The 26650-nt window shown below is 60.2% G+C and carries 30 protein-coding genes and 1 other RNA gene; 17 read left to right on the forward strand and 14 right to left on the reverse strand.

The window, feature by feature from the left end:
* The first annotated feature begins 65 nt into the window (after positions 1-65).
* The 6 genes from GM655_RS10605 (at position 66) to GM655_RS10630 (ending at position 3759) form a co-directional block, all read left to right on the forward strand.
* Entirely contained in the window at positions 66-245 is a 180-nt protein-coding gene (locus GM655_RS10605) for a hypothetical protein (protein ID WP_229632533.1), read from the forward strand.
* A gap of 67 nt (positions 246-312) precedes the next feature.
* On the forward strand, positions 313-849 hold the full coding sequence (gene mobB, locus GM655_RS10610) for a molybdopterin-guanine dinucleotide biosynthesis protein B (protein WP_155434628.1): 537 nt from the start codon (positions 313-315) through the stop codon (positions 847-849).
* A 73-nt stretch (positions 850-922) separates the two neighbouring features.
* Positions 923-1123, forward strand: coding sequence for a YjfB family protein (locus tag GM655_RS10615; protein WP_155434629.1), 201 nt, complete (start codon positions 923-925; stop codon positions 1121-1123).
* Between the two features lie 222 nt (positions 1124-1345).
* Complete coding sequence (locus GM655_RS10620) at positions 1346-1600, forward strand: BufA1 family periplasmic bufferin-type metallophore (RefSeq protein ID WP_155434630.1); 255 nt, start codon at positions 1346-1348, stop codon at positions 1598-1600.
* Positions 1601-1621: 21 nt separating this feature from the next.
* A complete protein-coding gene (gene bufB / locus GM655_RS10625) occupies positions 1622-3268 on the forward strand; it encodes an MNIO family bufferin maturase (RefSeq protein ID WP_155434631.1) in 1647 nt (548 codons plus the stop codon).
* Positions 3269-3297: 29 nt separating this feature from the next.
* The gene (locus tag GM655_RS10630; protein WP_155434632.1) at positions 3298-3759 is read left to right on the forward strand and encodes a DoxX family protein; all 462 of its coding nucleotides are present in this window, start codon (positions 3298-3300) and stop codon (positions 3757-3759) included.
* 18 nt (positions 3760-3777) lie between these two features.
* On the opposite strand, the gene GM655_RS10635 is transcribed toward GM655_RS10630, so the two are convergent.
* Together GM655_RS10635 and GM655_RS10640 are read right to left on the reverse strand one after the other, a co-directional pair.
* Positions 3778-4068, reverse strand: coding sequence for a DUF883 family protein (locus GM655_RS10635; protein WP_155434633.1), 291 nt, complete (start codon positions 4066-4068; stop codon positions 3778-3780).
* A gap of 144 nt (positions 4069-4212) precedes the next feature.
* Positions 4213-4431, reverse strand: coding sequence for an RNA-binding S4 domain-containing protein (locus GM655_RS10640; RefSeq protein ID WP_155434634.1), 219 nt, complete (start codon positions 4429-4431; stop codon positions 4213-4215).
* A gap of 174 nt (positions 4432-4605) precedes the next feature.
* Between GM655_RS10640 and GM655_RS10645 the strand changes: the two genes are divergently transcribed.
* Entirely contained in the window at positions 4606-5424 is an 819-nt protein-coding gene (locus GM655_RS10645; protein ID WP_155434635.1) for a hypothetical protein, read from the forward strand.
* Between the two features lie 10 nt (positions 5425-5434).
* Here the strand turns inward: GM655_RS10645 and fumC are convergent, their stop codons facing one another.
* A complete protein-coding gene (gene fumC / locus GM655_RS10650) occupies positions 5435-6832 on the reverse strand; it encodes a class II fumarate hydratase (RefSeq protein WP_155434636.1) in 1398 nt (465 codons plus the stop codon).
* 153 nt (positions 6833-6985) lie between these two features.
* Here fumC and GM655_RS10655 point away from each other — a divergent pair, with 153 nt between their 5' ends.
* Complete coding sequence (locus tag GM655_RS10655; protein WP_155434637.1) at positions 6986-8518, forward strand: type IV pilus assembly protein FimV; 1533 nt, start codon at positions 6986-6988, stop codon at positions 8516-8518.
* Positions 8519-8613: 95 nt separating this feature from the next.
* Here the strand turns inward: GM655_RS10655 and GM655_RS10660 are convergent, their stop codons facing one another.
* On the reverse strand, positions 8614-8889 hold the full coding sequence (locus GM655_RS10660) for a flagellar protein FliT (RefSeq protein ID WP_155434638.1): 276 nt from the start codon (positions 8887-8889) through the stop codon (positions 8614-8616).
* A gap of 178 nt (positions 8890-9067) precedes the next feature.
* Entirely contained in the window at positions 9068-9895 is an 828-nt protein-coding gene (locus GM655_RS10665; protein WP_155434639.1) for an HDOD domain-containing protein, read from the reverse strand.
* A gap of 270 nt (positions 9896-10165) precedes the next feature.
* Between GM655_RS10665 and GM655_RS10670 the strand changes: the two genes are divergently transcribed.
* A complete protein-coding gene (locus GM655_RS10670; RefSeq protein WP_155434640.1) occupies positions 10166-10357 on the forward strand; it encodes a CsbD family protein in 192 nt (63 codons plus the stop codon).
* An 80-nt stretch (positions 10358-10437) separates the two neighbouring features.
* Here GM655_RS10670 and GM655_RS10675 read toward each other — a convergent pair whose 3' ends face one another.
* Together GM655_RS10675 and GM655_RS10680 are read right to left on the reverse strand one after the other, a co-directional pair.
* Positions 10438-12648 carry a S9 family peptidase gene (locus tag GM655_RS10675; RefSeq protein WP_155434641.1) on the reverse strand — a complete coding sequence of 737 codons (2211 nt, stop codon included), beginning with the start codon at positions 12646-12648 and terminating at the stop codon, positions 10438-10440.
* 141 nt (positions 12649-12789) lie between these two features.
* Entirely contained in the window at positions 12790-14181 is a 1392-nt protein-coding gene (locus tag GM655_RS10680) for an MATE family efflux transporter (protein ID WP_155434832.1), read from the reverse strand.
* Between the two features lie 182 nt (positions 14182-14363).
* Here GM655_RS10680 and GM655_RS10685 point away from each other — a divergent pair, with 182 nt between their 5' ends.
* Positions 14364-15062 (forward strand): beta/gamma crystallin family protein, encoded by a 699-nt coding sequence (locus GM655_RS10685; RefSeq protein WP_155434642.1) that lies wholly within the window; start codon positions 14364-14366, stop codon positions 15060-15062.
* A 46-nt stretch (positions 15063-15108) separates the two neighbouring features.
* Positions 15109-15447 carry a beta/gamma-crystallin gene (locus GM655_RS10690; protein WP_155434643.1) on the forward strand — a complete coding sequence of 113 codons (339 nt, stop codon included), beginning with the start codon at positions 15109-15111 and terminating at the stop codon, positions 15445-15447.
* Positions 15448-15517: 70 nt separating this feature from the next.
* On the opposite strand, the gene GM655_RS10695 is transcribed toward GM655_RS10690, so the two are convergent.
* On the reverse strand, positions 15518-16114 hold the full coding sequence (locus GM655_RS10695; RefSeq protein WP_155434644.1) for an FxDxF family PEP-CTERM protein: 597 nt from the start codon (positions 16112-16114) through the stop codon (positions 15518-15520).
* Positions 16115-16304: 190 nt separating this feature from the next.
* On the opposite strand from GM655_RS10695, the gene GM655_RS10700 reads away from it, so the two are divergent.
* Positions 16305-17210 carry a DnaJ C-terminal domain-containing protein gene (locus tag GM655_RS10700; protein WP_371866774.1) on the forward strand — a complete coding sequence of 302 codons (906 nt, stop codon included), beginning with the start codon at positions 16305-16307 and terminating at the stop codon, positions 17208-17210.
* Between the two features lie 82 nt (positions 17211-17292).
* Here GM655_RS10700 and GM655_RS10705 read toward each other — a convergent pair whose 3' ends face one another.
* A complete protein-coding gene (locus GM655_RS10705; protein WP_229256190.1) occupies positions 17293-18267 on the reverse strand; it encodes a LysR family transcriptional regulator in 975 nt (324 codons plus the stop codon).
* 118 nt (positions 18268-18385) lie between these two features.
* On the opposite strand from GM655_RS10705, the gene GM655_RS10710 reads away from it, so the two are divergent.
* The 4 genes from GM655_RS10710 to GM655_RS10725 all read left to right on the forward strand — a co-directional run bounded on the left by GM655_RS10710 (position 18386) and on the right by GM655_RS10725 (position 23551).
* Positions 18386-18997, forward strand: coding sequence for an FMN-dependent NADH-azoreductase (locus GM655_RS10710; protein WP_155434645.1), 612 nt, complete (start codon positions 18386-18388; stop codon positions 18995-18997).
* A 160-nt stretch (positions 18998-19157) separates the two neighbouring features.
* Entirely contained in the window at positions 19158-20021 is an 864-nt protein-coding gene (locus GM655_RS10715; RefSeq protein WP_155434646.1) for a cysteine hydrolase family protein, read from the forward strand.
* The gene (pncB, locus tag GM655_RS10720) at positions 20018-21211 is read left to right on the forward strand and encodes a nicotinate phosphoribosyltransferase (protein ID WP_155434647.1); all 1194 of its coding nucleotides are present in this window, start codon (positions 20018-20020) and stop codon (positions 21209-21211) included. Before GM655_RS10715 ends, pncB begins: the two co-directional genes overlap by 4 nt.
* A 27-nt stretch (positions 21212-21238) precedes the next feature.
* A complete protein-coding gene (locus GM655_RS10725) occupies positions 21239-23551 on the forward strand; it encodes a putative bifunctional diguanylate cyclase/phosphodiesterase (protein WP_155434648.1) in 2313 nt (770 codons plus the stop codon).
* On the opposite strand, the gene GM655_RS10730 is transcribed toward GM655_RS10725, so the two are convergent.
* Together GM655_RS10730 and GM655_RS10735 are read right to left on the reverse strand one after the other, a co-directional pair.
* Entirely contained in the window at positions 23552-23854 is a 303-nt protein-coding gene (locus tag GM655_RS10730) for a hypothetical protein (RefSeq protein WP_155434649.1), read from the reverse strand.
* A 40-nt stretch (positions 23855-23894) separates the two neighbouring features.
* Positions 23895-24194: an antibiotic biosynthesis monooxygenase family protein gene (locus GM655_RS10735; protein ID WP_155434650.1), complete on the reverse strand. Its 300-nt coding sequence runs from the start codon at positions 24192-24194 to the stop codon at positions 23895-23897.
* 262 nt (positions 24195-24456) lie between these two features.
* Here GM655_RS10735 and ssrA point away from each other — a divergent pair.
* Positions 24457-24816: a transfer-messenger RNA gene (gene ssrA, locus GM655_RS10740) on the forward strand.
* A gap of 340 nt (positions 24817-25156) precedes the next feature.
* Here ssrA and GM655_RS22960 read toward each other — a convergent pair.
* From GM655_RS22960 to GM655_RS10750, 3 genes are read right to left on the reverse strand one after another with little or no spacing between them, the layout of a single operon-like run.
* Positions 25157-25444, reverse strand: a complete 288-nt coding sequence (locus GM655_RS22960; protein WP_229632510.1) for a hypothetical protein — start codon at positions 25442-25444, stop codon at positions 25157-25159.
* Entirely contained in the window at positions 25429-26037 is a 609-nt protein-coding gene (locus GM655_RS10745) for a hypothetical protein (RefSeq protein WP_229632511.1), read from the reverse strand. Before GM655_RS10745 ends, GM655_RS22960 begins: the two co-directional genes overlap by 16 nt.
* A gap of 37 nt (positions 26038-26074) precedes the next feature.
* Entirely contained in the window at positions 26075-26578 is a 504-nt protein-coding gene (locus GM655_RS10750) for a hypothetical protein (RefSeq protein ID WP_155434651.1), read from the reverse strand.
* Between the last annotated feature and the right edge of the window lie 72 nt (positions 26579-26650).

Below are 26650 nucleotides of genomic sequence, written 5' to 3' on the forward strand. Positions count from 1 at the left end.
AGGCGTCACGCGGCAGTGATATTTTTACATCATTGATCTTCTCGCACGGATTTATGATGAAACACTTGAAACTGATGCCCCTGCTGATCGCAGCCGCTTTCATGATGCCGCGTGCCCATGCCGCCGAGGAGCACACTGGTCGCAACGCCGGCACCTCTTACGCGGCACTGTGGATAGGCATAGGCATGCTGCTGCTTGGCGGCAGCCAGCAGCGCAACGAGCCGTTCAAGCCGCTCGACGAATAAGTGCCTAAAGCCGCGTAATGCTTGCTCTGCGTATAATGGCGGCAACCTGATTTCGCGGAGTAGCAATATGCTGAAGCACGTTGGCGGCCAGCTTTCCCCTGTGCTGGTAGTGACCGGTACCTCTGGCAGCGGCAAGACCACCTTGCTGGAATTTCTGATCGCCAGTCTGGCGGCAGAGGGTGTGCGCATCAATATGATCAAGCACAGCCACCATGACCTCGAACTCGAGCCGCCCCGCAAGGATAGTGCCCGCCTGCGCATGGCCGGTGCCGCAGAAGTGATGGTGGCCTCGCCCTATCGCGTGTCCATCGTGCAGGAGTTGCGCGGGGCGCCCGAGCCTACGCTGGAGCAGCAACTGGCGCGCATGTCGCCGGCCGACCTGACCTTGCTGGAAGGCTTTAAATCCGATCCGATACCCAAGCTGGAAGTCTACCGTCCCGAGGTCGGCAAGCCACCGCTGTATCCACATGATCCGTATATTTATGCCGTTGCTTCTGATCAAGCAGCGCCGGCCGGACTGCCGCCTCATCTGGTCTGGCTGGACCTGAACCAGCGCGCCACAGTGCTCGACTGGGTACGGAATTACTACAAAGAATCGAAATAAAAATTCGGCTAACTGCCTAAAGTTTGCCGCGCACTGTCCGTAATAGAAGTGATACCCCTTAATGGAGGATTTCATGGACATCTCAGGCATTGCCCAGACTGCCAGCACGATTGCTGACACCGGCACCAAGCAGGCCGTAGGCGTGGCCGTGTTGAAAAAAGCGCAGGATATTCAGGCATCTAGCGCCAGCGCGCTGATCGAAGCGATACCGCCAGTGCCATCGGCACCGAATCTGCCTTCGCACCTCGGCAACACCATCAATACCACGGCCTGAGCGCCGTCGTCTCCGCCGTTGCGGCCCCGCCTACCACGGGCTGGCCGCGCCGGTGTGCGTGCGCGCATCCGTGCCCGCTGCTCTGGCCAGACTGGTCGGCTGATTACTCCCGAAAAAAAATCTGAAAAAAGTGTGTAAGGTCACGCCCGTGCGCTGCGACTACTGTACAGTTGCACACGCTTGTGCAGCACAACGCCACTTTTAATATCGAGGAGATTTACCATGAATAAACGTCAAGCCCTGATCGCCGCCGCTCTGGCCACCGTCTGCGCTGCTTCCATGACCCAGGCCGCTGCTGCCGATGAAAAAGAAAAGTGCTACGGCGTGGCCAAAGCGGGCGCCAATGACTGCGCTACCGCTGCCCATTCCTGCGCTGGCCAGGCCAAGACCGACAATGCCCCGACCGAATGGAAGTATGTTCCCAAAGGCACTTGCGAAAAATCCGGTGGCAAGACCACCATGGCACCGGCCAAGTAAGCATATTTCGGGCGCAGCGCGATGTCGTTGAATGGGAGTGCAGCGCCCGTCGCCGGTGTGGGCGTCGGGCTCAGAACGCCACACTACCGGCAGTTTCTGGAACAGCGGCCCAAGGTGGGCTGGCTGGAAGTTCACACGGAAAACTATCTGGATCAGGGCGGCTGGGATAGCCATGTGCTGGAACAGCTGCGCCATGATTACCCCGTCAGCCTGCATGGAGTGGGGCTGGGTCTGGGTTCGGCACGCGGCTTCTCTGCGCAACATCTGGAACGGGTGCGGGCGCTGGTCGAGCGCGTGCAGCCGGCGCTGGTTTCTGAGCATCTGTGCTGGAGCGCCGTTGCCGACCGGCAGCTCAATGATTTGCTGCCCGTGACGCTAGATCACGCTGCGCTCGACCTGCTCAGTGCGCGCGTGCAGCAAGTGCAGGATGTGCTCAAGCGCCAGATTCTGCTGGAAAATGTTTCCACCTATTTGCGCTACCGGCATGACGCGATGAGCGAAGCCGAGTTTCTGGCGGAACTCGTGGCGCGCACAGGCTGTGCGCTGCTGCTGGACGTGAATAATCTGTACGTCAATCAATGCAATCACGGCGAGGATGCGCTCGCTGCCATGGCCGCCATACGGCCCGGCACGGTGGGCGAAATCCATCTGGCCGGCCATCTGGTGACGCCGCAGGCCGTGATCGATCACCACGGCGCGCCCGTCAGCGCAGAAGTCTGGCAGCTTTACCAGCATGCCTTGCAGCGCTTCGGCGCCGTGCCCACGCTGATCGAGTGGGATACCGATGTGCCACCGCTGGAAGTGCTGCTGGCCGATGCCGCCAAGGCGGATGTGTTGCAGACCCGGTACGCTGCGCCGCTGCTGCTGGCGCCAGCGCTGCAGCCGGCCCGTGCTACGCAGGAAGTGCCGGCGCTGGCCGCCAGCCAGCAGGCTTTCACGGCCGCCCTGTTCGATCCGCTGCAAACGCCGGCCGCGCTGGCGTTATTCAAGGGCGAGCAGAATCAACACCGCTTTGCCCTGTATCGCGGCAACCTCACCGTGGGCTGGCACAAGATACTGGCCTCGGCCTATCCGGTGATACGCCAGTTGGTAGGCGAAGAATTTTTCGAGGGCCTGACGCGCGCCTATGGCCATGTCCATCCGTCCGACAATCCCGATCTGAACTGTTTCGGTGCACGCTTTGCCGCGTTTCTGCACAGCTTCCCGCCTGTGGCCGAGCTACCCTATCTGCCCGCTATGGCGGAGCTCGAATGGGCCATGCACCGCGCCCATTATGCGACGGCAGCGCCGGTGCTTGATGCGGCTGAATTGGCAGCTGTGCCACCGGACCAGCTCGAGCAGTTGCATCTGCAACTGGCGTCCAGTTGTACGCTGCTGGCGCCCGCATGGACGGTACTTGATGCATGGTGTGCTCATCAGCCAGATAGTGCGGTGGCGCCGTATGCGCCTGTGCATGGCAATGAATTCGGTCTGGTGTGCCGGCCGCAATGGCGCGCACGTTTGCTCGCACTCAGCCCGGCCAGCCACGCAGCCCTGACAGTGCTGGCCGCCGGCGCCACGCTGGGCGATGCACTGGATGCGGCTTTCGAGTTGGATGCAGCGTTTGATTTTGCCGGCCAGTTGCAGCAATGGCTGGCCTGCGAAATTTTTGTCAGGATAGTGCGCTAGTTCCGACCAAGCTAATTTGGGAGGAAATCATGCGGGTTTTCACGGCACTGTACCAGCGTAGTCTGGCGTTGGACGAGCAAGTGGTGTACTGGGGTGGCGCAGCACTGGGGCTATTCCTGCGCCTGTATGTAGGTTGGCAGTTTTTTAAGGCGGGCATGGTCAAGATTGCGGACTGGAGCGCCACGCTGGCGCTGTTCCGCGAGGAATACCATGTGCCGCTGCTGGCGCCGGAACTGGCAGCTTATCTGGGCGCGGCCGGGGAGCTGGTGCTGCCGCTACTGTTGTTTGCGGGGCTGCTGTCGCGTCCTGCGGCACTGGCGCTGCTGCTGGTGAATTGCATGGCGGTGCTGTCCTATCCGCAGCTGTTCAGCTTCGAATGCCCTGCCGCCATCAATGACCATTTCTACTGGGGCGTGATGCTGCTGGCGCTGGCGGTCTACGGACCGGGGCGGATTTCGCTCGATGCTTGGCTGGGACGGCGGTTGTGCTAGTCAGCCGGGGCAGGGGGCTTAATGGCGATTGAAAGCGCGCAGCAGGCGCGCTTCGCCGCTCAGGTCCTGGTGCAGCAAGTTGGCGGCACGGGTCAGCTCTATCATGCGCTCGACCTGGATATCTTCGAAGCGCGCCAGTTCTTCCGTGGCGTAGTGTAAGGCCTGCGCCAGCCGGGTGCGGGCAATCTGGTATAGCTGGCTGTGAAAGGCGTTGGTATTGTTGAGCAAATCCTCGGCGTTCTCTATCACTTGCCGCAAATCTTCCAGCAAGCGTTCCTGCGTTTGCAGTTTCACTTCCGGATCGTCCATGACGCACCCCTGATTAACAAAATGGTGACGGAACTGCCGAGTCGACAATTCCACTATAGTGCACAAAATGGCCGCACGTTTGTGTGGCCGCAAATTTTGCCGCTAGCTATAGTGTATCGTACTATTTCTCTGATGCAATGAGTATTAATTGCCTTGCACATCGATACGCACGTCACCGATGGTCACATACTGGCCCGCGCGGATCTTGGCGGTTTTGCGCAGTTCCTGCTTGCCATCGACCTTGACGCTGCCACCAGCGACCAGCATTTTGCCGGCGCCACCGCTGTCGCACAGGCCTACCAATTTCAATAACTGATTCAATTCAACAAATTCACCACTCAATTCAAAACTGACTTTCTGCATATTGTCCTCTGTTGCTATGATGGGAACGCAAGGCATCCCGCTCGCCGGATTGGCGCATGGGTGGCAGTGTACTCTATAAGCTTGAGGTTGCTGTCCAGAAAAGCATTGTGTATGCTGTAATCAGAGAAGGCTCAAGCCGGTGCTGCGTAGGCGGATCCGGCCGCAAGGAGGTGCATGATGCGTCACGCAATTGTTTGCCTGATCACTGGCGGTCTGCCGCTGGTGATACTGCCTGCTGTAGCAGTTGGACAGAGTGTCAGCGACAGCGTGCTGGGCGCTAGCACTGCGCGGCTACAGTTGGGCAGCTTGCCGGCGCCATTGGTGCCGCTCGATCCGCTCGATCCGCTTGGCCCTACGCTGAATGCACCGGGGCAGCGCTTTCTTACCAGCGCCGAATTCGAGCGCAAGCTCGGTGCCGCCGTCGGTATCGTCAGCATCGGCGTGCTGCGCGAAGCGGCCAGCGTTACTGGTCCTCAGCAGAGCCCGGCGCTAGCCATGTATACCCGCCCCAGCACCAGCTTTACTGCCGCCACGCTAGGCTATGCGCTGACGCCGCACAGCGCGGTCACTGCCATGGTTTCGGCCGCCCGCACGGAAGGACTGGGCGCGCCCGATAGCCTGCTGGCGCAAGTCTCCTCGGTACGTACGCTGGCATACAGCCTGTCGTGGGCGCGGCGCGAGTGGCTGTCATCGGGCGACAGCCTGGCGCTCACCTTGTCCGTACCGGCGCGTGTGCGTAGTGGCACGCTGGCCGGCAGCGGCAATGTGGCGCTCACAGGGGAACCGGGAGCGCTGCCCTATGGCACGGCCATGCTCAATCTGCGCCCCACGGCCACCGAGCATGATGTGGAACTGCGCTACACCTTGCGCCCAAGCGGCATGGCCCGTCAGGGCAGGTTAAGTGCCGCCATCATGTGGCGCGTGCATCCGGGTCATGATGCGGCCGCCGCACCGGAATATTTGCTGGGGCTGCGCTACGTGCAGGGTTTCTAGCATTCCATTGCTAGCCATGCGCGCCGGGGCGCGTCATGGCGAGCGGATCGATCCAGCGGGCAAATTCTTCCTGCGTCACATAGCCCAGTGCCAGCGCAGCCTGCTGCAGCGTGCTACCTTCGTGTTGAGCTTTTTTGGCGATCGCGGCCGCCTTGTCGTAGCCGATATGGGGCGTGAGGGCTGTCACCAGCATCAGCGAGCGCTCCATCAGTTCGGTGATGCGCTCGTGCTGCGGTGCGATGCCAGCGGCGCAATGGTGTTCAAAGCTGTGCATGCCGTCGGCCAGTAAGCGCGCGCTCTGCAGGAAGTTGTGGGCGATCAGCGGCTTGTAGACATTTAATTCGAAATTGCCCGATGCGCCCCCCATGGTGATGGCCACATCGTTGCCCATGACCTGACAGCACAGCATGGTGAGCGCCTCGCACTGGGTCGGGTTGACCTTGCCCGGCATGATGGAGCTGCCCGGTTCGTTTTCGGGAATGCTGAGTTCACCGAGGCCGGAACGGGGGCCGGACGCCATCCAGCGCACATCGTTGGCGATCTTTATCAACGCCGTAGCGAGCGTTTTCAGCGCGCCATGAGCGTGCACCAGTGCATCATGACCGGCCAGTGCCGCGAACTTGTTGTCGGCCGAAACGAAAGGCAGGCCCAGCGTGCCGGCCAACTGGGCGGCGATGCGCTCGGCAAATTCCGCATGGGCATTCAGGCCCGTGCCTACGGCGGTACCGCCCGCCGCCAGTTGCAGCAGGCCCGGCACGGTCTGGCGGATGGCCTGTGCGGCAAAGTCTAGCTGGGCAACATAGCCGGAAAACTCCTGCCCCAGCGTGAGCGGGGTGGCATCCTGCAAATGGGTGCGGCCTATCTTGACGATGTCGGCAAAAGCGTGCGCCTTGGCGGCAAGCGTGGCGCGTAGCTGCTGCAGGGCGGGCAGCACCTGCGTTTCCAATGCCACGGCGGCGGCCACGTGCATGGCGGTGGGGAAGATGTCGTTGGAGGACTGGCCCAGATTGATGTCATCGTTGGGGTGCAGCAAACGGCCCGCGCCGCGGCTGCCGCCCAGCAGTTCGGAAGCGCGGTTGGCCAGCACTTCGTTCATATTCATATTGGTCTGGGTGCCGGAACCGGTCTGCCACACGGCCAGCGGGAATGCGTCGGGATGCTGGCCGGCCAGCACTTCATCGGCGGCCTGCACGATGGCTTGCGCCTTGTCGGCCGCCAGCAGGCCCAGATCACGGTTGACGCTGGCCGCGGCGCGCTTGACGCTGGCCAGCGCATGGATCAGTTGCGGTGCCATGCGTTCGCTGGAAATACGGAAATGTTCGAGCGAGCGCTGGGTCTGGGCGCCCCACAGCTGCGCTGCCGCTACTTCGATCGGGCCAAAGCTGTCGTGTTCGGTACGGGTATCCATGGGGCATCCTTTACAAGGTGGGCAAGCTTGTCCATTTGATCATCTGTGCATAGTGTAGCCTAGCCGGGAAAAATTAACCGAGGGCTACAAAACGGGGAAAAATTGCCGTTATAGCTGATACACTTTTAGCATTTGCGTCCAGCCGCACCCGACATGCAGCGTTCACCACTACTGACTTCCATCACCACTATCGCCGGCAGCTTGCTGCTGGCGACGGCTGCGCCTGCGGCCGAGCTGGGCGATATTGCGGTGCGCTCCTACATCGGCCAGCCACTCTCGGCCGATATCGAACTGGTGCAGGTAGCGCCCGACGAGGCGGCCAGTTTGCAGGTCCGGCTGGCGCAGGAAAACGTCTACCGGGGCGCCAACATCAGCATGAATCCGGCGCTGAGTGGCCTGCATATGACGATAGTGCGGCGCGAAGGCCGCCAGTATCTGCGCGTGAGTACCTCACGGCCTATCGAAGCTGATTATCTGCACCTGTTTCTCGAACTGAGTGGCGGCGGACGGCAGGAAGTGCGTGCCGCCACCGTCTGGCTGCAGGCCGATCCGAATCCATCGATGCGCGCCAGTGCGGTGTCGGCAGCGGCCGTGGGCAGTCCTGCGCCGGCACCGTTGCCAGCCGTGGCTGCTGCCCCTGCTGTCCCGCTTAGCCATGCGGAGCCCGCGCCAGCCCGCTCGCGTGCGGCACCGATGCCGTCACTGCATGAGTCTGAAGTGGGCACACCCGGAGGCTTGCGCGCCAGCGCTGCTGCCGCACCGGTGCGTCGTCCGGCAGCGCCTGCCAAGCCTGCGCCTGCCCGGGCAGCCAGTTCCGGCGAGGCAGCAGCCGACGGTGCGCTACCGGTGCCCGTGGCGCAAGCGCTGCTGCCCATGCCGCATCTGCCACTGCCGAAAGGCGTCAAGCGCGCTCAGCCACCGGCCGCCTGTGCTGCTGCGCCAGCGCCGGCAGCAGCGGCCAAGGAGTGCGCGGCATTCGACGCCCATAGCCAGGAATTGAATAGCAAACTGACTGAGCTGGAAGGCAAGCTGAAAGTGCTGCAGGGGGCGCTGGGCGCAGCGCCTGCGGCCAAAGCCAGTGCCTCGGCGCCCGCGCCAGCGGCAGCCGCTAGCAGCAAGCTGGCTGCGGCATCCGCCACGGCCAGCGCCTCGGCATCGGCTAGCATGGCCGCCTCGGCACCGGCAAAACTGGCGAGCAGTGCTGCTGCCCATGCATCGGAACCGGCTGCCGGCGGCGAAGCGGCCAGCGGCGAACGTTGGGTGCCACCGCCCGGCGTGCAGGGCGAACTGGCCAAAGCGCGGGCTGCTGCAGCGCTGGCCGAAGCCAGCGAAACGGCGTCGGCGTCGGCCTCGGCCGAAGCCTCGGGAGCGGCCTCGGCAGCGAGCGAGGCGGCTTCCGTTCCCATGAAAAAAGTAAAAGTCCTGCCTAAGTTGAAATACAAGAAAGAGAAACCGCCGGAACCAGCTCCCAGCAGTAGCAATCTGCCGCTGATTGCGGCCGCTGCTGGCGTGGCGGCGCTGGTGCTTGGTCTGGCCGGCTGGCTGTTCTGGCGCAAGAAGCGGGGCGCGCCACCATTGAAAATCGGACAACTATTGCGCAAGAAGAAAGGGTCCGAGCCGGAAGTGAAGCATGAGGAAGCGCCGCCTCTGGAAGAAGTGACGCCGGAATCGCTGATGCAGCAGTAAGCTGCAGGTGCTGGGAGCGGAGTCCGGCGCCATGGCCGGACGAAAAAAAAGCGCCTAACCGAAGTAAGGCGCTTTTTTATTGGGCAGGTGCCGGATCAGGCAGCCATGCCGGGAATGGTGTTCATCCAGGGTTCGGTCACGTCGCGGATGGCGCGATCGTTGGCCAGGATCTGTTTCAGCAGGTCGATCTTGCGCAGGCGCTGGGCACCGCTCAGGGCAGGAACGCCGGTGCTGATGGCGCGGCTTTCGGCGGCGCAGCGGTTTTCCAGCTTGCTCAGGCCATCCCAGTCACCCATGCGTGCGGCAGCGGCCATGTGATTGGTCATACCGGCAATATTTTCGTACATCGAGAGGACTTCGCTGGAGGTCATATTCGCACCCTGGCTGGTTAGGCGGATTACCGCATGTCCTGATTAACGTCGGGGTGGACGGGAACTTTAGGGTCTTTTTCAAATATTTTTGAAAAAAAGTGAAAAAAAACCGTCCGATGGTGATTCGGACGGTTTTTGTTGTTACTTAATTACTGTTTTCGGCTGTTTTGCGGCGTTTTTATTTCACCAGTTCTTCCAGACCCGCCGATAATTCATCCGGCGATGGCATTTCGTCTATCAGCGCATCATCATCCAGTCCCAGTTCCTCGGCCAGATCGGTCGGGTAGCAGGCAGCGATTTCTTCTGCGTTAAGCTGGGCCTGCTCGACGCGGGCGCGCCAGGCTGCCAGCGCGACCACGGCGGCCAGTCGGTTCAGCTCGCCGTTGTGATGCGGTTCGGGGAAGGCGGCGATGGTCTCGGCAAAGGTGGGCGGGAATTTCCAGCGACGGGCCAGTTCGGCTCCCACGTCGGCGAAAGTGTAGCCAAACGAAGCCTGTTCCGCATCGAGGCGGCGCGCATCGAGCGGACCGGCAATCTTGTCCAGTGCCATGGCCTGCTCGGCCATGGCCGAGTGGATGACCAACTGGCCGATGCCATGCATCATGCCGATGGTGAAGGCGAGGTCGGTATTTTCCTTGGTTTTCTTGGCGATCCATTTGGCCGATACGGCCGCGTTCAGGCTGTAGCGCCAGAATTGTTTGAGGTCCAGCCCCGGCACGGTCTTGAAGCCGCTGACCAGTCCCGAGCTGATAACCAGCGTGCGGACGGTGACAAAGCCCAGCATGAGTACCGCATCTTCCACCGTACCGATGCTGCGCGACACATGGTAGTAAGCGGAGTTGGCCAGACGCAGTAATTTCGCGCTCAACACAGGATCAGTGGACAGCTTCTTGGCGATTTCTTCCGTCGAAACGCTGGCTTTGTCGAAACTGCTGATCAGCTCTTCAACCACCTTGGGCGCGGTGGGCAACGCAGTGGGATTCTGGAACAGTGCATCAAGCTTCATGTTGGTTTCTCCTGTTGAAAGGGCGCGTTGCTGTTTGCTAACTATATAGCGATTCCCGTGGGGAAAGAAACAAATTTGTTACGTCAGCGTATCTTTTCTGCCGAGTCGATTATCGCCTGCGTGTGACTGCTGCGATGCCGCATCGACAGTGTATCCCCGCAGCGTGTGCTGGCGCACGGAGTACAAGGTTGCGACTGCCTATATTGACGCATATGCACATAGCGCAACGCTGTGTGTACCATCGTTTCATTGTTGATAGAGGAGTTGACCATGAACAAAGATCAGGTAAAAGGCAAGGCGCGCGAAGTGCGTGGCAAGGTCCAGCAGGAAGTGGGCAAGCTGGTGGGCAGTAGCGAACAGCAGGCCAAAGGACTGAGCCAGCAGGCTGCAGGTAAATTGCAAAAAGGGCTGGGCGATGCCAAGGAAGCCGTGAAGGATATCGCCAAGGGCAATCGCAATTAATTGCGGGCCCCCATAAAGCAACAGCCGCAGGCATGGCTGCCTGCGGCTGTTGCTGGAACTACCGGCGTGACGTCCGGTAGTTAGTTGGTTTCAGGCTTCAGATTCTTCTTGAAGAAGGCTTCGATGTAGCCGTACACATGGCGCTGCGGGCCGCGACCGGAGATGCCGTGCTTGGCGCCCGGATAGGTCATCAGCTCGAAGTGCACATTGCGCTTGACCAGCGCATCGATCATGCGCGTGGTGTTGGTGAATAGCACATTGTCATCGGCCATGCCGTGGATCAGCAGCAGCGGCGACTTCAAACCGTCGAGGTGGGAGTACACGCCGGCCGTGACATAGCCTTCTGGATTTTCTTTAGGCGTACCCATGAACTGTTCCGTGTAATGGGTGTCGTACAGTGCCCAGTCCGTCACTGGCGCAACGGAAACGCCCATGGCGATCTTGTCCGAAGCCTGCGCCAGCAGGCGCAGCGTCATGAAGCCGCCGTAGCTCCAGCCGAACACGCCGATGCGCTTGGCATCTACATAGCTCTGCAGGCCCAGCCATTCGATACCGGTGAGCTGGTCTTCCACTTCCACTTTGCCCAGATCGTGGTAGTTGGCATCGGTGAAAGCGCGTTCACGGCGCGACGAACCACGGTTGTCCAGACGCCAGACGATGAAGCCCTGCTGCGCCATGTACTGGTCGAACAGATTGCCCCAGCGGCGTGCCACGTGCTGCGAGTGCGGGCCGCCGTAGGTGGACAGGTAGACCGGATACTTTTTCATCACGCTAAAGCCGTCAGGCTTGATCATCGAGTAGTACAGGGTCTGGCCGTCTTTCGATTTCAGTGTGCCGTATTCGGTTTTCAGGTGGGCATCGAGGTATTTGCCGTAAGGGTGGCTGGCATTGAGTTCATTGCGTTCCAGCCAGCTCACCATGCTGCCATCCGGACGGCGGATGCTCACTTGTGGCGGCAGGTCCGGATTCGAATAGGTATCGACGAACACTTCGCCATTGCGCGCAAAGGACGCATCGTGCCAGCCATCGCCCTGCGTCACGCGGGCTGGCTTGTTGGCGCTGCTGCCATCGAGTTTCAGCGCATAGGTCTGGCTGTCCACTACGGCGTCGCGGTTGGACTGCACGAACACGCGGCCGCTCTTTTCATCGACGGCGAGTACGCGGTCTATGCCCCATTCGCCGCTCGAAATGGCGTGCTGCAGTTTGCCGCTCATGTCGTACAAATACAGGTGCTTGCGTCCGGTGCGCTCGGACGACCAGATGAAGCGGTCGCCGGACAGGAAGCGCAGGTCGTCAAAGATGCTGACCCAGGTCGGCGAAGTTTCGGTCACCAGCACGCGCTGCGCCAGCGTGGCTGCATCGACGGCGATCAGTTCGAGCTTCTTCTGGTCGCGGCTCTGGCGCTGGAACAGCAGGGCCTTGGCGTTGCCGCTCCAGTCGGCACGTACCAGATAGATGTCGGGATTGCTGCCCAGATCAACGTTGCGGATTTCGCCCGTCACCGGCGAAACGATGTGCAGGCTGACCAGCGCATTCGGATCACCGGCGGCAGGATAGCGCTGCTCGACCACGTCGGTGCGGTCGGCAAAGATTTCGAAACGGCGCGCTACCGGTACTGGTGCTTCGTCGTAGCGCTTGTAGGCAATCGCGCTATCGTCCGGGGCCCAGTAGTAGCCGCTGGTCTGGCCCATTTCTTCTTGTGCCACGAATTCGGCTTCGCCGTTATGCACGGTGTCCTTGCCATCGCTGGTGAGTTGCTTTTCCTTGCCCGTGCTCAGATCGATCACGTACAGATTCTGGTCGCGCACGAAGGAAACGTAGCGACCTTTCGGCGAAATTTTCGGATCGAGCACATTGCCGCTGGCGACCATGCGCGCTGCATCGGGCTTGCTGGCATCGATCAGGTACAGGTTGCCGGCTATCGGCACCAGCAACTGCTTGCCGTCAGGCGACCAGCTATAGCTGAGGATGCCTTTCAGACTGGCCGTGCGCTCGCGCTCGCGGCGGGCTTTTTCGGCGGCCGACAGGTTCTCGTCCGGCACCAGTATCTTGGAGTCGACCAGACGGTGGGTGGACTTGTCCTTGAGATTGAATTCCCACAGGTCGAGCTGGAACTGGTTGTCTTCGCGGCCGCGCAGGAAAGTCACGCGCGCGCCATCGGGCGACACTTTCAGGCTGCGCACACCGGGGCCGCTCAGCGAAGGGTCGGAATGCAGTCGGTCTAGCGTGAGTTTTTCAGCAGAGGCCTGGGCTCCGGTCAGGAGGGCCAGAAAGCAGAGTATGAAGCGCATGGCGGGGAATAGTCTCAGGTTGACGGAATCCGAGACGATACCAGAGCGGGCCTGTCATGGCGAGATGGCAATGTTCTGAATCTACGGGCGAAAACCGTTTTTCCTTCGGCGTCCGGTATGCGGATTTCGCCCCGTATGTGGCTAGTGCGGCTGGCCCTGCGCACGCTGCAGCGACAGCCGGTGCAGTGCCCAGCTCAGCAGCAGAGCGGCTACCGTCAGGCCGATCACCAGCGCGATCCAGAAGCCCTGTGCCGCCATGGGCTGGGCCGGACGCCAGGGCAGCCATTCCGGCGCCAGCCCCAGCCAGCAACCGAGCGGCAGCGCAAAGCCCCAGAAAGCCACTAGCTGGATCTGCATGGGCTGGCGCGTTACCTTGTAGCCGCGGATGGCGCACGAGGTGGCCACCTGGGTGGCGTCGGACAGCTGGAACAGCGCGGCCAGCAGTAGCAGGGAAGCGCACAGGGCCTGCACGGCCAGGTCGGAAGTATAAGCGGCAGCAATCTGCGTGCGCGCCAGCACGATGAACAGGGCCGACAGGGCACCGAAGGCCAGCGACATGAACACGCCCACCCACGCCACAAAGCGGGCCCGCTGCGGATTGCCTTCACCCACGGCATGGCCGACGCGGGTGATCAGCGCGATGCCGAAACTGAGCGGCACCATGAACACCAGCGATGTGAAATTGAGGGCGATCTGGTGTGCCGAAATCTGCACGGCGCCGAAGCGGGCGACCAGCAGGCTGATGGAGCCGAAGGCACTGACTTCGGCAAAATAGGTGATGCCTATGGGCAGACCGAGCTTGAGCATATTGCGGATTTCCGGCCAGTGCGGGCCTTCCCAGTGAGTGAACGGGTAGGTAGCACGGTAGGCCGGCGCAAAGCGCATCCACGCCAGCATGGCGAACAGCATCAGCCACATGCACAGGGCCGTGGAAATGGCGCAGCCTACGCCGCCCACGGCGGGCAGGCCCCAGTTGCCGAAAATTAGCAGCCAGTTGCTCAGCACATTGAAGGCCAGCCCCAGCAGGGCGATCACCATCACCGGCTTGGTCTGGTTGATGCTGGTGCTATAGCCATACAGGGCGCGGTAGGCGGCAAATGGTGGCAGGCCGAAGCTGATGATGTGTACGAACAGGGCGGCCTGCCCATGTACATAGGGCGTCAGCTGCAGGTGCTCGAACAGCAGCGTGGCCAGATTGGCCAGCAGCATGGCCAGCACACCGATGCCGGCCGCCTTCCACAGCGACTGGCGTACAGCGTGGGGAATCTTGCCCAGCTCGCCACCGCCCACATCGTGCGCGACGATGCTGTTTATCGCCATCATGATGCCGCTCACCGTCACCAGAATAATCGACCAGATCGAGGTGCCCAGCGCCACCGCCGCCAGTTCGTCGGCACTCGCGTGGCCCGTCATGGCCACGTCGGCCACGCCCATGCCCACGGTGGCCAGTTGGCCGATCAGCATGGGCCAGGAAAGTGCCCACAGTGCGGCGATTTCGTGACGGAGATTGTGCGAGGTAAATTTGTGCGGCATAGGCAAAGGTGGTGCGGCGGCATAGCAGTTGTGTGGCGGCCATTCTAGCGTGCGGGCCATGGCTTTGTCTTACAAATTCTTGCAAATTGAGCATGGCCGGCCGTCAGCCTGCGCGCTGGCTCGCGCGTTAGAGCTGCATGGCAACTTGCCAGTGTGTCGACACCTAGCTCATACTCACGATCATGAAAATCTCTCTGCTCCGTTTTATCCGCGCCGCCTTCGTGCTGGCGCTGCCCGTCGCCATGGCCCAGGCCGGTGAAATCACGCTGTATACCCATGCCAATTTCAATGGACCGGCCATCACGCTGCGTGGCGAAACGCCCGATCTGGTGCCCTATAATTTCAACGACCGCGCGTCCAGCGTGGTCGTGCGTTCCGGTACCTGGCAGCTATGCGAGCATGCGGATTTCCGTGGCCGCTGCATGGTGGTTGAACGGGGCGAGTATCCGGTACTGGCCGGCTTTAACGACATGATTTCTTCGGTGCGCGAAATCGGCGGCCGCGGCGACTGGAATGAGCGCAACGACCATAACGACCGCTGGGATCGCAATGACCGCAATGACCGCAATGAGCGTGGCGAGCGCCACGGCCGTCGCTGGGAGCGCGACGACGAGCGCGGCCATGGTAATGGCCGCGAACCGATAGAACTGTTTTCCCAGTCCGGCTTCAATGGCGCCCGCCTCGGCATCCGTAACGAAGTGCGTACGCTGGTCGATTACGATTTCAATGATCAGGCAGGTTCCATCATCGTCAATGAAGGACGCTGGGAGCTGTGCGAGCATGCCGATTTCGGTGGCCGTTGCATCGTGCTGGAACCGGGCCGTTACGAATACCTCGACAACATGAATAACCGCATTTCCTCGCTGCGCCGTATCCGCTGAGCGGGATGCGTTATCATGCATCTCAGTTAATCGTCCGGGAGCCGTGATGAGGAAGCCGCTGTTCGCTGCGTTCGCCCTGAGTGCCAGCCTGTACGCGCAGGCCGGCGAAATTACCTTATACACGCGGGCGAACTTCGGCGGCCCGGCGATCAAGCTGCATGAATCTGAACCCGATCTCGACAAGCTCGGTTTCAATGACCGGACTTCCAGTGTGGTGGTGCAGAGCGGCCGCTGGCAGGTGTGCGAGCATAAGCAGTACAAAGGGCGCTGCAAGGTACTGGAGAAGGGCGAGTACGCCCAGCTCAAGGACTTGAGCAATATGATGTCTTCAGTGCGCGAGCTCGACGAGTTGGCCCAAGCTGTCGGCAGAAGCGAGCGCCCCTGAAGAACGGGGCGCGGGCAGCGGGTTTCGTTAGCTTAGGGGGCAGCCGGCTCAGCGTCGCACCTTTAGCGTATCAGGCTTGCTGCTTGCGGCGGCGCAGGTAGCCGAGCAGGCCCAGACCTGCGAGCAGCATGGCATAGGTTTCCGGTTCGGGCACGGCATTGACATTGGTGCGGAAGCCCAGGTCATAGCCGTTACTATAGGCCCAGCCGTCCAGATAGAGCGTACCCGGGGCATAGGTGTCCCCGGTGGTCATGCCCAAGCCGCAGCAATCGTTGCTCGGCCCCATACCCTTGATACCGATGACGAAATGGTCACCTACAGCAAAATTTAAGGCTGCCGCACTGACGTCGATGGAAATCAGGCTATTGGCGGCCGGGCTCAGCGTCGTCGAAAAGTCATGAGCATCGTCTTGCCAACCCGTGCCGCGGTTAATATAGAACTCGAAAGTACCGGGTGCCTCGGTAGCCCATAACTCCACGCTGCTTAATATGCCGGCTTTGCCCGTTACGACAGATTGCTGCCAGTTCAGCGAACTCGCTTGTGAGTTAATTTCTCCCTGATTTGACCAGGCATTGTTCTGGTCTACGTCCGCTACGGCGTTGCCGGCGGCGCCCACGAAAGCAATGCTAGTGAGTAGGCGGCTGATCTGTTTGGTGACGTTGTTCATTATTCCTCCCAAAAAGTAACTTTTTAGAAATTCAATAATTACAACTAATTTTCACATGGTTTGTGTTCTGACTCAACTGTTTTAAATAGTTGCAAGATTGTAGTGTTGGGCCGTCTGGGGGCGCGTGGTATGACAGTGTTTGCGGTTAGACTATGGCGAGGGGCGACAGCCTGAGAATGGAGCGCGATAAGTGGAATACAAGGATTACTACCAGACGCTGGGTGTCGCCAAGACGGCCAGCGAAGATGAAATCAAGAAGGCTTACCGCAAGCTGGTACGGAAATACCATCCGGACGTCAGCAAGGAGGCCAATGCCCAGCAAAAGACCCAGGAGCTGAACGAAGCCTACGGCGTGCTGGGCGACGCGGAAAAACGCGCCGCCTACGACGATCTGGGGCGTGGCCACCACTACCGTGAAGGCCAGCAGTTCCGCCCGCCGCCGGACTGGGGCCGTACTCATGGCGGTGGCGGAGGCTTTGGCGGCATGGATAGCGATTTCTTTGCCGACCTGTTTGCCAACCTGGGCGGTGGACGGCGGCGTCAGGCGCGGCCGCGCAAAGGCGACGATAGCCATGCCAGCATCGCCATCGATGTGATGGACAGCTATCAGGGCGCCAGCCGCAACATCACCGTCTACGTCACGGAGGCCGATGGCTACCGTAGCGAACGCACGCTGACGGTGAATATCCCCAAGGGTATCAGCGCGGGCCAGCAGTTGCGCTTGTCCGGCCAGGGGCAGGGCGGTGCTGGTGGCCCCGGCGATCTGTATCTGGAAGTCGAGTTCCGTCCCCATCCGCGCTACCGCGTCGAAGGGCGCGATGTGTATGCCAGCGTGCCGGTGACGCCATGGGAGCTGGCGCTGGGTGGCGAAATCGAAGTGAACACGCCGTCCGGAAAACTGACGGTGAATGTGCCGGCCGGTTCGCAGACGGGGCGCAAGCTGCGCCTGCGCGGACGTGGCCTGCCAGCCAAGGAGGCGGGTGACCTGTATCTGCTGCTGGAAGTGGTGCTGCCGCCGGCCACCAGCGAGAAAGGCCGCGCCGTGTATGAAGCCATGGCGCGCGATCTGGCCTTCAATCCGCGCGCCGGCGATTGAATCGCTGGCATGGGCGCGCTGGCTGCGGTGCGGCCGGCCGGCGCCCGATTCCGGCTCGGCGCCGTACGGCGTGTGGGCCGGCTTAGCGCCGGCGCAGCGTCAGCGGTGCCGGTGCGCGCTGGGGTGCGGCTGCACATTCGGCCTGCGCTGCATCAGGCGCCGCATCTTCCAGTTCGAGGAATTGCTGCATCAGCCAGCGCGTGGCCGGTCCCGGCTCTTCGTCGCCACGGCGGATCACGTACAGCGGGAAGCTGAAGGAACTGCCTTCGCTGACGTCGAGCTGCACCAGCTTGCCGTTATCCAGATCCCACTGAATGAATTCGACGGGCATATTGCCCCAGCCTATGCCGCTGCGCAGCAGCGCATGCTTGGAACTGAGGTCACCCAGCCGCCAGTCGCGTAGTGCGCGCACACCGAAATCCTGTCCCTTGGTCAGCGTGCTGCGATCAGTCAGCACCAGCTGGGTATGCTCGCGCAGCACATCGTTGGGTATCTTGCCCTTGATCTGGGCCAGCGGGTGCTCGGGCGAGACCACCGGCACCATGGTGACAAAGCCGCAGCTCTGCCGCTCGATCGTGTCCGGTGCGCCGGGCATCCAGCCGCTGATGCCGATGTGGCATTCGCGCTCCATCACCAGCTGGGTCACCGCGCCCAGCGCCTCCGTGCGCAGGCGCATCGCCACGGTGGGGAACTCGTTCTGAAAGGCGTGCAGGATGCGCACCAGTTTGCAGGTCGAGAACATCACGTCGACCACCAGTGAGACTTCCGCTTCCAGTCCGGCCGACAGGGCTTTGGCGCGCGCGCGCATGCCGTCCACCTTGAGCGAGACGGCGCGCGCATCGGCCAGCAGGGCCTTGCCCGCTTCCGTCAGCACGGGCTTGCGCTTGCTGCGGTCGAGCAGGGCGATATTCAACTGGTCTTCCAGATTGGCGATGGTGTAGCTGATCACGGACTGGGTGCGGTGCAGGGCCCGTGCCGCATGGGCAAAGCCGCCATGGTCGATGACGGCAATGAAAACACGGAGCTGGTCTAGCGAGGGCAGGCCGGGATCGCGCATGGTGTACTTTCTGTTATCGATTTTATCGATGAATACGATTTAAATTAAACCTATTTCGTCGATAATAATCTCGAACTATCATGCCTGCAATCCCTCTCCCTTTGAAAAGGAATTGAACATGGCAAACTTACTTCACATCGATAGCAGTGTACGTCAACAAGGTTCCCTGTCGCGCCAATTGGGCGGCGAATTCCTTGCCAAATGGCAGGCCGCCAATCCGGATGGCAAAGTCGTCACGCGCGATCTGGCCGCCAACCCCGTGCCGCACTTGACTGAACAGATGCTGGGCGCCTACTTCACCCCGGCCGAGCAGCGCAATGCCGAGCAGGCCCACACCATCAAGACTTCCGATGCGCTGGTGGACGAACTGCTGGCCGCCGATACCATCGTGATCGGCGCACCGATGTACAACTTCTCCGTACCGTCCGGCCTGAAAGCGTGGATCGATCATGTGGCCCGCGCTGGCCGCACCTTCAAATACGGCGCCAACGGCCCTGAAGGTCTGGTGCACGGCAAGAAGGTCATCGTATTCGTTGCCACGGGCGGCGTCTACAGCGCCGGCCCTGCCGCTGCGTATGACCACGTCACCACCTATCTGCGCACCGTGCTGGGCTTCCTCGGCATGACTGATGTCAGCTTCATCGTGGCCGAAGGCGTGGCCATGGGCGAAGCGGCGGTGGAAGCAGCGCTGAGCCAGAGCCGCAACCAGCTCGAGGCGATTGCCGCCTAAGCTGTCTAGACAACAGAGTCCAACTCCCTAGCGGTTGCGTGCCGCAGGGAGTTTTTTTTGTTTTGAGCGTGCGGTTTGTTCTGCGATTTTCGCCGTCTTCGTTGATAATTGCGGTTACGCAAGGTTCATTGCGCATTTCTGTGTTTGTTCTGGAGTCCCCATGTCGAGGAAGTTGCATTTGCTGATCATCGATCCGCAAAATGATTTTTGTGATCTGCCGGCGGCGTACTGCCCCGTCGATCCCGTCAGTGCTCAGGTGCGCGCGCCCGCGCTGCCTGTCGCCGGCGCTCATCAGGACATGCTGCGCCTCGCCCGGCTGATCAACTATGGCCGTGATGCGCTGAGCGAGATCAGCATCACGCTCGACTCGCACCACCGCTACGACGTTGCCCACCCCACGTTCTGGCAGCGCGCCGATGGCAGTGCCGTCACGCCTTTTACGGAAATCAGTGCGGCTGCCGTGCGCGCCGGCGAATTCCAGCCGCGCCAGCCGGTCGCACTGCCGCGCGTGCTGCACTACCTCGATCAACTGGAAGCCACCGGGCGCTATCGCCTGATGGTGTGGCCGCTGCATTGCGAAATCGGTAGTTGGGGCCATAACGTACATGAAGATGTGCGCCAGGCCTACGCCCAGTGGGAAGATGCGCAGCAGCGCGTGGTGCATAAACTGAACAAGGGCAGCAATCCGTGGACCGAGCACTATTCGGCCGTGATGGCGGAAGTGCCCGATGCGGACGATCCGGAGACTGCGCTGAACACGGCCTTCATTGCGCGGCTGGCGCAGGCCGACGTGATCTACGTCGCAGGCGAAGCGGGCAGCCACTGCGTCAAGGCCACGGTGGAGCACATCGTCGCCCACATCGGTGCCGACATGGTGGCGCGGCTGGCGCTAATTACCGATTGCATGAGCCCCGTGGCGGGCTTCGAGGCCGCCTATCAGGACTTCCTGCAAGCCATGCAGGCGCGCGGTGTGCGCTTACTCACAGCGGAACAGGCTCAGGCCGAACTGGTGGCCAGCGCATGACGGCGCCGGTAGTCCGCAGTCTGCTGGAAACAGACCTGTATAAATTCACCATGTGGCAGGCGCTGCTGCATGGCCATCCGAATTCCCATACCGAATACGAATTCGTCTGCCGTAACCAGCCGGCCTATGCGCTCAGCGAATTGCGCGAGGAACTCGAGCGCGAGCTCGATCATCTGTGCGCCATGAGCTTTAGCGACGAAGAATTGCGCTACCTGCGCACGCTGCGCTACATCAAGAGCGATTTCGTCGACTTCCTCACCGTGTTCCGCTTCCAACGCCGTTTCATCACGGTGGGCACGGACGGCGACACGCTGACCATACGTGCGAGCGGACCGCAGGTGCACGTGATGGGCTTTGAAATCTACGTGCTGTACATCGTCAACGAGCTGTATTTCCGCCGTTTCGATCACAGCGCAGCGCTGGCTGAAGGGCGCGCCCGCCTGCAGGCCAAAGTCGCCGCGCTCAAGGCCTTCGGCCAGCAGCCGGCGCGCCGCCATCCTTTCGAATTTTCCGATTTTGGCACGCGCCGGCGCTATTCTGGCGCCTGGCATGATGAAGTAGTGCAGTGTCTGGCCCGGCAGGTGCCCGAGTATTTCAAGGGCACTTCGAATGTGTATCAGGCCATGCGCTTCGGGCTGGTACCTATAGGCACCATGGCGCATGAATACATGCAGTCGTTTCAGGCGTTTGGCGTGCGCCTGCGCGATTTTCAGAAAGCTTCGCTGGAAGCCTGGGTGCAGGAATACCGCGGCGATCTGGGCGTGGCCCTGACCGACGTGGTGGGCATGGACGCCTTCCTCAACGACTTCGACCTGTATTTCGCCAAGCTGTTCGACGGCCTGCGCCACGATTCGGGCGATCCTGTGGTGTGGGGCGAAAAAGCACTGGCCCACTATGCGCGCCTGCGCATCGATGCGCATACCAAGCGGCTGGTGTTTTCCGATGGCCTGAACCTGCAGAAGGCCTTTGACCTGTACTTCCATTTTGCCGACCGCATCATGACCGGCTTCGGCATCGGCACCCATCTGACCAACGATATGGGACTGGAGCCGCTCAACAGCGTCATGAAGCTGGTGGCCTGCAACGGCCATTCGGTGGCCAAGCTGTCCGATTCGCCCGGCAAAACTCTGTGCAAAGACGAAACCTTCCTGGCCTATCTGCGTCAGGTTTTTCAGCACCATAACAGTTGACATGCGTAGAACCGAAGTGTCGTTGAGATGACCGCCACCCACTACCTATACCTGATCAATGCCGGCGTGTTCAGCATCATGGGCACCTGTCTGCTGCTGATCTGGCGCCGTCACCGCAGCCAGACCTTTGCGCGCGATATGGGGCTGGCCACGCTATGCGCCGTGCTGCTGCCGCTAGGCTATCTGCTGCATCTGGTGCTGCCGCCGCAACTAACGCTGCTGCCCACGCTGCTGGCGCTGCAGGGCGCCATCCCCAGCATGCTGTTCCTCGCATCCGGCGTGCTGCGACTGGCCGGGCGTAGGCTGTCGCCGCTGGCCGCCATCACGCTGGCAGCGCTGGCCACGCTGACACTGATGTTGCCGCCCGCCGGTCACAAGCTGTTCTACTGGCCTATGCTGTATCTGCTGGTGTTATGTGGTATGGGGGCATTGTCCATGCGCTGGCTGTGGCGCCAGAACGGGCTGGAGCGTTGGGTCGGCCCCCTGCTGATTCTGCTGGGCTTTAACCAGCTATTCCTGATCATCTATGCCGAACAGGGGCTGGCCGCCAATATTCTATGGGCCACGCTGATCCGTACCGCGATCGGTGTGATATTTGCGCTGGCAGCGCTGGAAGGTGCGATCCGTGATTCGGCGCGGCTGGCTGTACGTTTTCAGCAGATGACGGAGCATACGGTGCAGGGCGTGCTGGTGACGGATAGCGCGCGCATCCTGTACGCCAATCCGGCCGTGCGCAATCTGTACGGCGTGCCGCTGGGGCAGGGCGCGTATGCCAGCTTGCGCGAACTGCCAGCCGGCTTGTTCTGCGAGCAGACCTTGCTGCGCCACCACCTGATGTTGCAGACGGGGCAGCAGGACGTGGCGCACTGGGAAGACCGCTGCGAAGTGGCCGGCGGCCGTAAGCTGGAACTGCGCTTTGAAGCGTGGCGGGTGGAATGGGATGGCCAGCAAGCCACGCAGATACTGATTACCGATGACAGCGAACGCAATGCCAGTGCGCGCGCGCTGCTGCATCAGGCTAGCCACGACGAGCTGACGGGCCTGCCCAACCGCAGCGTGCTGATGCGCCATCTGCGCGAGTACTGCTATCTGGACGATGGATCCATGCAGTGCACGCTGGTGGTGCTGAATATCGACCGCTTCAAGCTGTTCAACCAGAGTCAGGGTGACCTGACGGGCGACCAGTTGCTCAAGGCGTTTGCTGCGGCGCTGCAGCAAGCGCTGGGCGAAACGGGCGAGCTGATGCGGCTGGGCGGTGACGAGTTTGCCATTATCGATCCATCCGGTGGCGATGTGCGCGGCATTGCCGAGCGCTTGCGCGCGGCCTGCATGCAGGCGCTCAAAGTGCCCGGTGGCGAATACTTTATCGATGCATCGATGGGCATGGCCGTATTCCCCACCCATGCCGACAGCGCCGAAGCCTTGCTGCGCGCGGCCAACGCCGCCATGTACCAGGCCAAGCGCACGCCCGGCACGTCGCTGGCCATGGCTGAACAGCGCTTCGTGCAGATGTCGCGCGATACGCTGGCGACGGAACAGGCGCTGCGCAAGGGCATACGCAATCACGAGTTCTATCTTGAATACCAGCCCAAGATCGATGCTGCCAGCGGCAAGCTGCTGGGCTTCGAAGCGCTGGCGCGCTGGTACCGTCCCGAAGTAGGGCAGGTCAGTCCGGTGGAATTCATCGCCGTGGCCGAACGCACCGGCTTGATCGGCGAACTTGGTTCCAGTCTGCTGGAGCTGGCATGCTGCCAGATTGCCCGCTGGCGTAGTGAGCTGGGCTTCTGTGTGCCGGTGGCGGTGAATGTCTCGCCGGTACAGTTGCTCAATCCCGGTTTCCCCCAGCGCGTGAAAGAGCTGCTGGAAAACACTTGCATACCGGCCGAAAGCCTGACGCTGGAAATCACCGAGAGTGCGGCAGTCGATAATCTGGAAGATACGCGCCAGCAACTGACGGTGCTGGAAGAACTGGGCATCAAGGTGGCGATGGACGATTTCGGTACGGGCTTCTCGTCGCTGAGCATGTTGCGCCAGCTACCGCTGAGCACGGTGAAAATCGACCGTGGTCTGATCGAGCCCTTACCTGCGCCTGATGCGGTGGCCGTGGTACGTGCGATCTGCCAGTTGGCAGCCGCACTTGATCTGGAAGTGGTCGCGGAAGGCATAGAAACGCTGGAACAAGCGATCACCGCGCGTGACGCCGGTTGTCACGTGTTCCAGGGGTATTTCTACGCCAAGCCGCAGGCCGTGGCCGATGCGGGTGCATGGATGGCGCGCCTGTCTGCCGAGCAGGCTGGCGCTAGCGGCACTGCGGGCAGTGTCGCTAGCATTGCCGGTTGATCAGGCGTGGCGGGCGCCAAAGCCGGCCATGATGGCATCGGCCTTGTCGCGCTCATCCTCATCGTAGATATCCAGCGTCAGCATGGCGCCGCTGCGTTCGCGCGCCGCCGCCGCTGCCGCCGCGCCGCCCGGCGTCAGCGCATCGAGGATGTTGCCGACCGTGCTGGTCGGCACGCTGGCAGGCAGCGGCTTATGCTTGGTCAGTTGGATGCAGGACTGGGGAAAACCGCTGGCCAGCAGGGCGCTACGGGCGCTTTCGGCGTCCGTCACTTCGGAGAAATTGCGGTGGATGGTACGGGTCATGATGTGGTGCCTCCTGTCAGGAATTGCACATACGAATGGCTTAGAAGCCGTTGACCACGGTATTGAAATGTTCCACTTTCGGTGGCTGGGCAAAATAGCTGCCCACCAGACCGCGCCACGTTACAAAGCCTTCGCTGCCACGGAAATCGACGACGTGGTTATCCAGTGTTTCCCAGCCCACTACCAGATGGTAGGTGTCGGGCACTTCGATGTCGCGGTCGAGGCGCATGGAAATGCAGCCCTTGGCGGCTTTGAAGACGGGGATGGCCTGGGTCACAGCAGCCTGGAAGGCATCGTGCGCGTCGGGTTTGATGTACAGCTCGGCTACTTCGTAGATCATGGAACTTCCTTTCATGGTATGCCGCTATTGTGCCTCAAGCGTGGCGACACAGGTAGTACGGCTGTGCGCGCAGCGTGCGTATGAGAGGAAAAGGTGTTGGTGCCGGTATATTTCCCGACCGCCGGCGCCGGTAGTAGCGACCGTCGTGCGGTGCTAATGGGTGGTTCTATGTGAGAACTGTGGCCATGATAGTGGTCAAATATGACGGGCGTTTGACGGGGGTGCAGGCGGCCGGAAAAGGGAGTAGAATGGTGGTGTCTGTGGGGCCGACCTGGTTTCGACGTGGGTTGCAAAGCAGAACAGGGCATACCGAGGCCTGGTTACCTCGTAAATACACCCAGAAATCAATAACTGCAAACGATAACTCGTACGCACTGGCAGCCTAAGGGCTGTTAGCTCCTAAACGCTTCTTCCCTGGGGCGGACCGTTAAAAGTCATGGAGTCATTTACAGGGAATCGCGCTGTAACGGGTCACTTGAAGCAGCGCTAAATTTAAGGTGAATCGCCTGTCCATAACGTGCACATCCGTGCTGTACAGGTTAAATTAAATGATAGTGCTAAGTATGTAGAACTGTCTGTGGAGTGCTTGCGGACGCGGGTTCAATTCCCGCCGGCTCCACCACTGGATGCAAAATAAAAGGCCCGGCGCTATGCGTCGGGCCTTTTATTTTGGCCGCAGGCTTCAACTGGCGGGAATTGAACCCGCGGGACGCGGGGCCGTGCGGGGAATTCGGCGCGCAAGCGCGCCGCCCGCGCGGCGGGTTGCGCTTGCAAGCGCAACCCTCTCCGATTCGCCCGACTAGAAATCGCCGTAGGCGATTTCGCGCGAGCGCGAGCGAGCGCTGGCCGCCGCAGGCGGCGTGCCGATTTTCTCTACAGTAAGATTGTCTTTGATTAGTCTATTGTCTGCTTACGCCCCGAAGCGGACGTTCTCAGTAGCCATTAGAGTTTAAGGCAGCCGGTTAGCGCGACTTATTTTCCGTCCGTGAAGCTATATCAGGTATGGACTCAGATGGCGAGATGATCGTTTTAACACTTGCTTTGTCGATAAGCCGCTCTTTAGCGACCGATGCAAATGTGCGATTGGTCTTTTTTGCCTCATTTATTACTTCCAACAGCATCTCCCCTGAAATGGGCTTGGCGTCACTAATTATTATGGTCGAAAGATCAAAAGTGGCATCCTCGTAGCGTTCCGTTGGCTCCGTGTCATCGATGACAACCTCTGGATCAAGTTCTACAGCCTGCTGCATTCCAGCCCCCCCGGGCCGAAACCCGCACGTACTGTCGGCAACTCACTCGCCGCAAACATAAAAAGGTCTCGGTCTGAGAATGGAACATGGAAGTCATTGAAGTTTAAAAATTCACGGCCATCGATTCGCATTTGAAAGTGATAATGTGGATAGGATGAAAACCCATTACCATGACCAGCTAGATCGTTTCTAGAGCAGTCAAATGTCCACTCAATATTTTTCCATTTAATCGTGTAGCTAATAATCTTCCGTTCGGCTTTTTCTTCCTTCAAATCATTGATATTGCGAAGTGGCTTCTCTTGATTTGCACACCAACGCAGAAATGCAGCGATGTTGTGGTAGTCATATTTTTCATAAATTTTAGGAAAGTCCTTTTTTTTAAATTTTGTCCGCCTTAGAAGCCAATGCGTGCACGGAGAGTCGGTACGCATTTGGTCAAAATCCTCACCACAAAGATAACAATTTCCTTTAAGGTAAGCTCCTTCGAAAGCGGCGAATTGTTGGTCATATTCTTCTTGGTCTTTTCGATTGCCAAGTTCAGTCTGCTCGTCGCTAAGCGACTCGAGAAAGATTCTAACTTTTTCTGCGTCCATAATTGTTGCGCGTCATCGCATCCAAATTAATAGAAAGTTATGTTGCATCTGGGTACAACCAATCAATTACTTTGCAACGAAACGCCTCAAGCGATTTTGCAGTGGCGCTCAGTTTAAGAAGATCGGAGTCGAACGCCTCAGGCTGGAGCTCCTCCTCCTTAATTTCACGCTCCCCGCTACTGCCCCGTAATTTTGAATTGGTGCGAAGAAGACCTTCTCGGCCGTGAACGTTAATCCAAGGGTTGTATTTGGAATGAACAAGCTCATTCCGACGTTCACCAAGTTTTCCGAGTTCAACAACCAGCTTGTGAAACTCAGTTTTCGCGAGCGGGTCAGTATTCTTACGAAGATCAATGAAGCGAGCGAAAAGGGCATCAACGGTTTTTAAGCGTTTGCTATATTCGAGTTCGTGGACCAGGATTCGAACGGTCTCGCCTTCGGTATCCGCAAGCAGCTCAAGTAGGTTGTTTACAGACTCCTCCAGATGCTGGAAGAGAACGATAAAGCGGCCAAGTTGATGATACGCAGTGACTGTGCTCATAATTTTTAGCGTGGCATAGATAATTAACAATATAGTATGTTCAGTTATAGGAAGGAGGAATCTCTGTAGACG

The sequence above is a fragment of the Pseudoduganella danionis genome, assembly GCF_009720775.1.
Classification (GTDB): domain Bacteria; phylum Pseudomonadota; class Gammaproteobacteria; order Burkholderiales; family Burkholderiaceae_D; genus Rugamonas; species Rugamonas danionis.

Excerpts from the sequence above, each read along its gene's own strand:
- mobB (WP_155434628.1), top strand. The coding sequence starts at position 313 with ATGCTGAAGCACGTTGGCGGCCAGCTTTCCCCTGTGCTGGTAGTGACC.
- GM655_RS10615 (WP_155434629.1), top strand. The coding sequence starts at position 923 with ATGGACATCTCAGGCATTGCCCAGACTGCCAGCACGATTGCTGACACC.
- GM655_RS10620 (WP_155434630.1), top strand. The coding sequence starts at position 1,346 with ATGAATAAACGTCAAGCCCTGATCGCCGCCGCTCTGGCCACCGTCTGC.
- bufB (WP_155434631.1), top strand. The coding sequence starts at position 1,622 with ATGTCGTTGAATGGGAGTGCAGCGCCCGTCGCCGGTGTGGGCGTCGGG.
- GM655_RS10630 (WP_155434632.1), top strand. The coding sequence starts at position 3,298 with ATGCGGGTTTTCACGGCACTGTACCAGCGTAGTCTGGCGTTGGACGAG.
- GM655_RS10635 (WP_155434633.1), bottom strand. The coding sequence starts at position 4,068 with ATGGACGATCCGGAAGTGAAACTGCAAACGCAGGAACGCTTGCTGGAA.
- GM655_RS10640 (WP_155434634.1), bottom strand. The coding sequence starts at position 4,431 with ATGCAGAAAGTCAGTTTTGAATTGAGTGGTGAATTTGTTGAATTGAAT.
- GM655_RS10645 (WP_155434635.1), top strand. The coding sequence starts at position 4,606 with ATGATGCGTCACGCAATTGTTTGCCTGATCACTGGCGGTCTGCCGCTG.
- fumC (WP_155434636.1), bottom strand. The coding sequence starts at position 6,832 with ATGGATACCCGTACCGAACACGACAGCTTTGGCCCGATCGAAGTAGCG.
- GM655_RS10655 (WP_155434637.1), top strand. The coding sequence starts at position 6,986 with ATGCAGCGTTCACCACTACTGACTTCCATCACCACTATCGCCGGCAGC.
- GM655_RS10660 (WP_155434638.1), bottom strand. The coding sequence starts at position 8,889 with ATGACCTCCAGCGAAGTCCTCTCGATGTACGAAAATATTGCCGGTATG.
- GM655_RS10665 (WP_155434639.1), bottom strand. The coding sequence starts at position 9,895 with ATGAAGCTTGATGCACTGTTCCAGAATCCCACTGCGTTGCCCACCGCG.
- GM655_RS10670 (WP_155434640.1), top strand. The coding sequence starts at position 10,166 with ATGAACAAAGATCAGGTAAAAGGCAAGGCGCGCGAAGTGCGTGGCAAG.
- GM655_RS10675 (WP_155434641.1), bottom strand. The coding sequence starts at position 12,648 with ATGCGCTTCATACTCTGCTTTCTGGCCCTCCTGACCGGAGCCCAGGCC.
- GM655_RS10680 (WP_155434832.1), bottom strand. The coding sequence starts at position 14,181 with ATGCCGCACAAATTTACCTCGCACAATCTCCGTCACGAAATCGCCGCA.
- GM655_RS10685 (WP_155434642.1), top strand. The coding sequence starts at position 14,364 with ATGAAAATCTCTCTGCTCCGTTTTATCCGCGCCGCCTTCGTGCTGGCG.
- GM655_RS10690 (WP_155434643.1), top strand. The coding sequence starts at position 15,109 with ATGAGGAAGCCGCTGTTCGCTGCGTTCGCCCTGAGTGCCAGCCTGTAC.
- GM655_RS10695 (WP_155434644.1), bottom strand. The coding sequence starts at position 16,114 with ATGAACAACGTCACCAAACAGATCAGCCGCCTACTCACTAGCATTGCT.
- GM655_RS10705 (WP_229256190.1), bottom strand. The coding sequence starts at position 18,267 with ATGCGCGATCCCGGCCTGCCCTCGCTAGACCAGCTCCGTGTTTTCATT.
- GM655_RS10710 (WP_155434645.1), top strand. The coding sequence starts at position 18,386 with ATGGCAAACTTACTTCACATCGATAGCAGTGTACGTCAACAAGGTTCC.
- GM655_RS10715 (WP_155434646.1), top strand. The coding sequence starts at position 19,158 with ATGTCGAGGAAGTTGCATTTGCTGATCATCGATCCGCAAAATGATTTT.
- pncB (WP_155434647.1), top strand. The coding sequence starts at position 20,018 with ATGACGGCGCCGGTAGTCCGCAGTCTGCTGGAAACAGACCTGTATAAA.
- GM655_RS10725 (WP_155434648.1), top strand. The coding sequence starts at position 21,239 with ATGACCGCCACCCACTACCTATACCTGATCAATGCCGGCGTGTTCAGC.
- GM655_RS10730 (WP_155434649.1), bottom strand. The coding sequence starts at position 23,854 with ATGACCCGTACCATCCACCGCAATTTCTCCGAAGTGACGGACGCCGAA.
- GM655_RS10735 (WP_155434650.1), bottom strand. The coding sequence starts at position 24,194 with ATGATCTACGAAGTAGCCGAGCTGTACATCAAACCCGACGCGCACGAT.
- GM655_RS22960 (WP_229632510.1), bottom strand. The coding sequence starts at position 25,444 with ATGCAGCAGGCTGTAGAACTTGATCCAGAGGTTGTCATCGATGACACG.
- GM655_RS10745 (WP_229632511.1), bottom strand. The coding sequence starts at position 26,037 with ATGGACGCAGAAAAAGTTAGAATCTTTCTCGAGTCGCTTAGCGACGAG.
- GM655_RS10750 (WP_155434651.1), bottom strand. The coding sequence starts at position 26,578 with ATGAGCACAGTCACTGCGTATCATCAACTTGGCCGCTTTATCGTTCTC.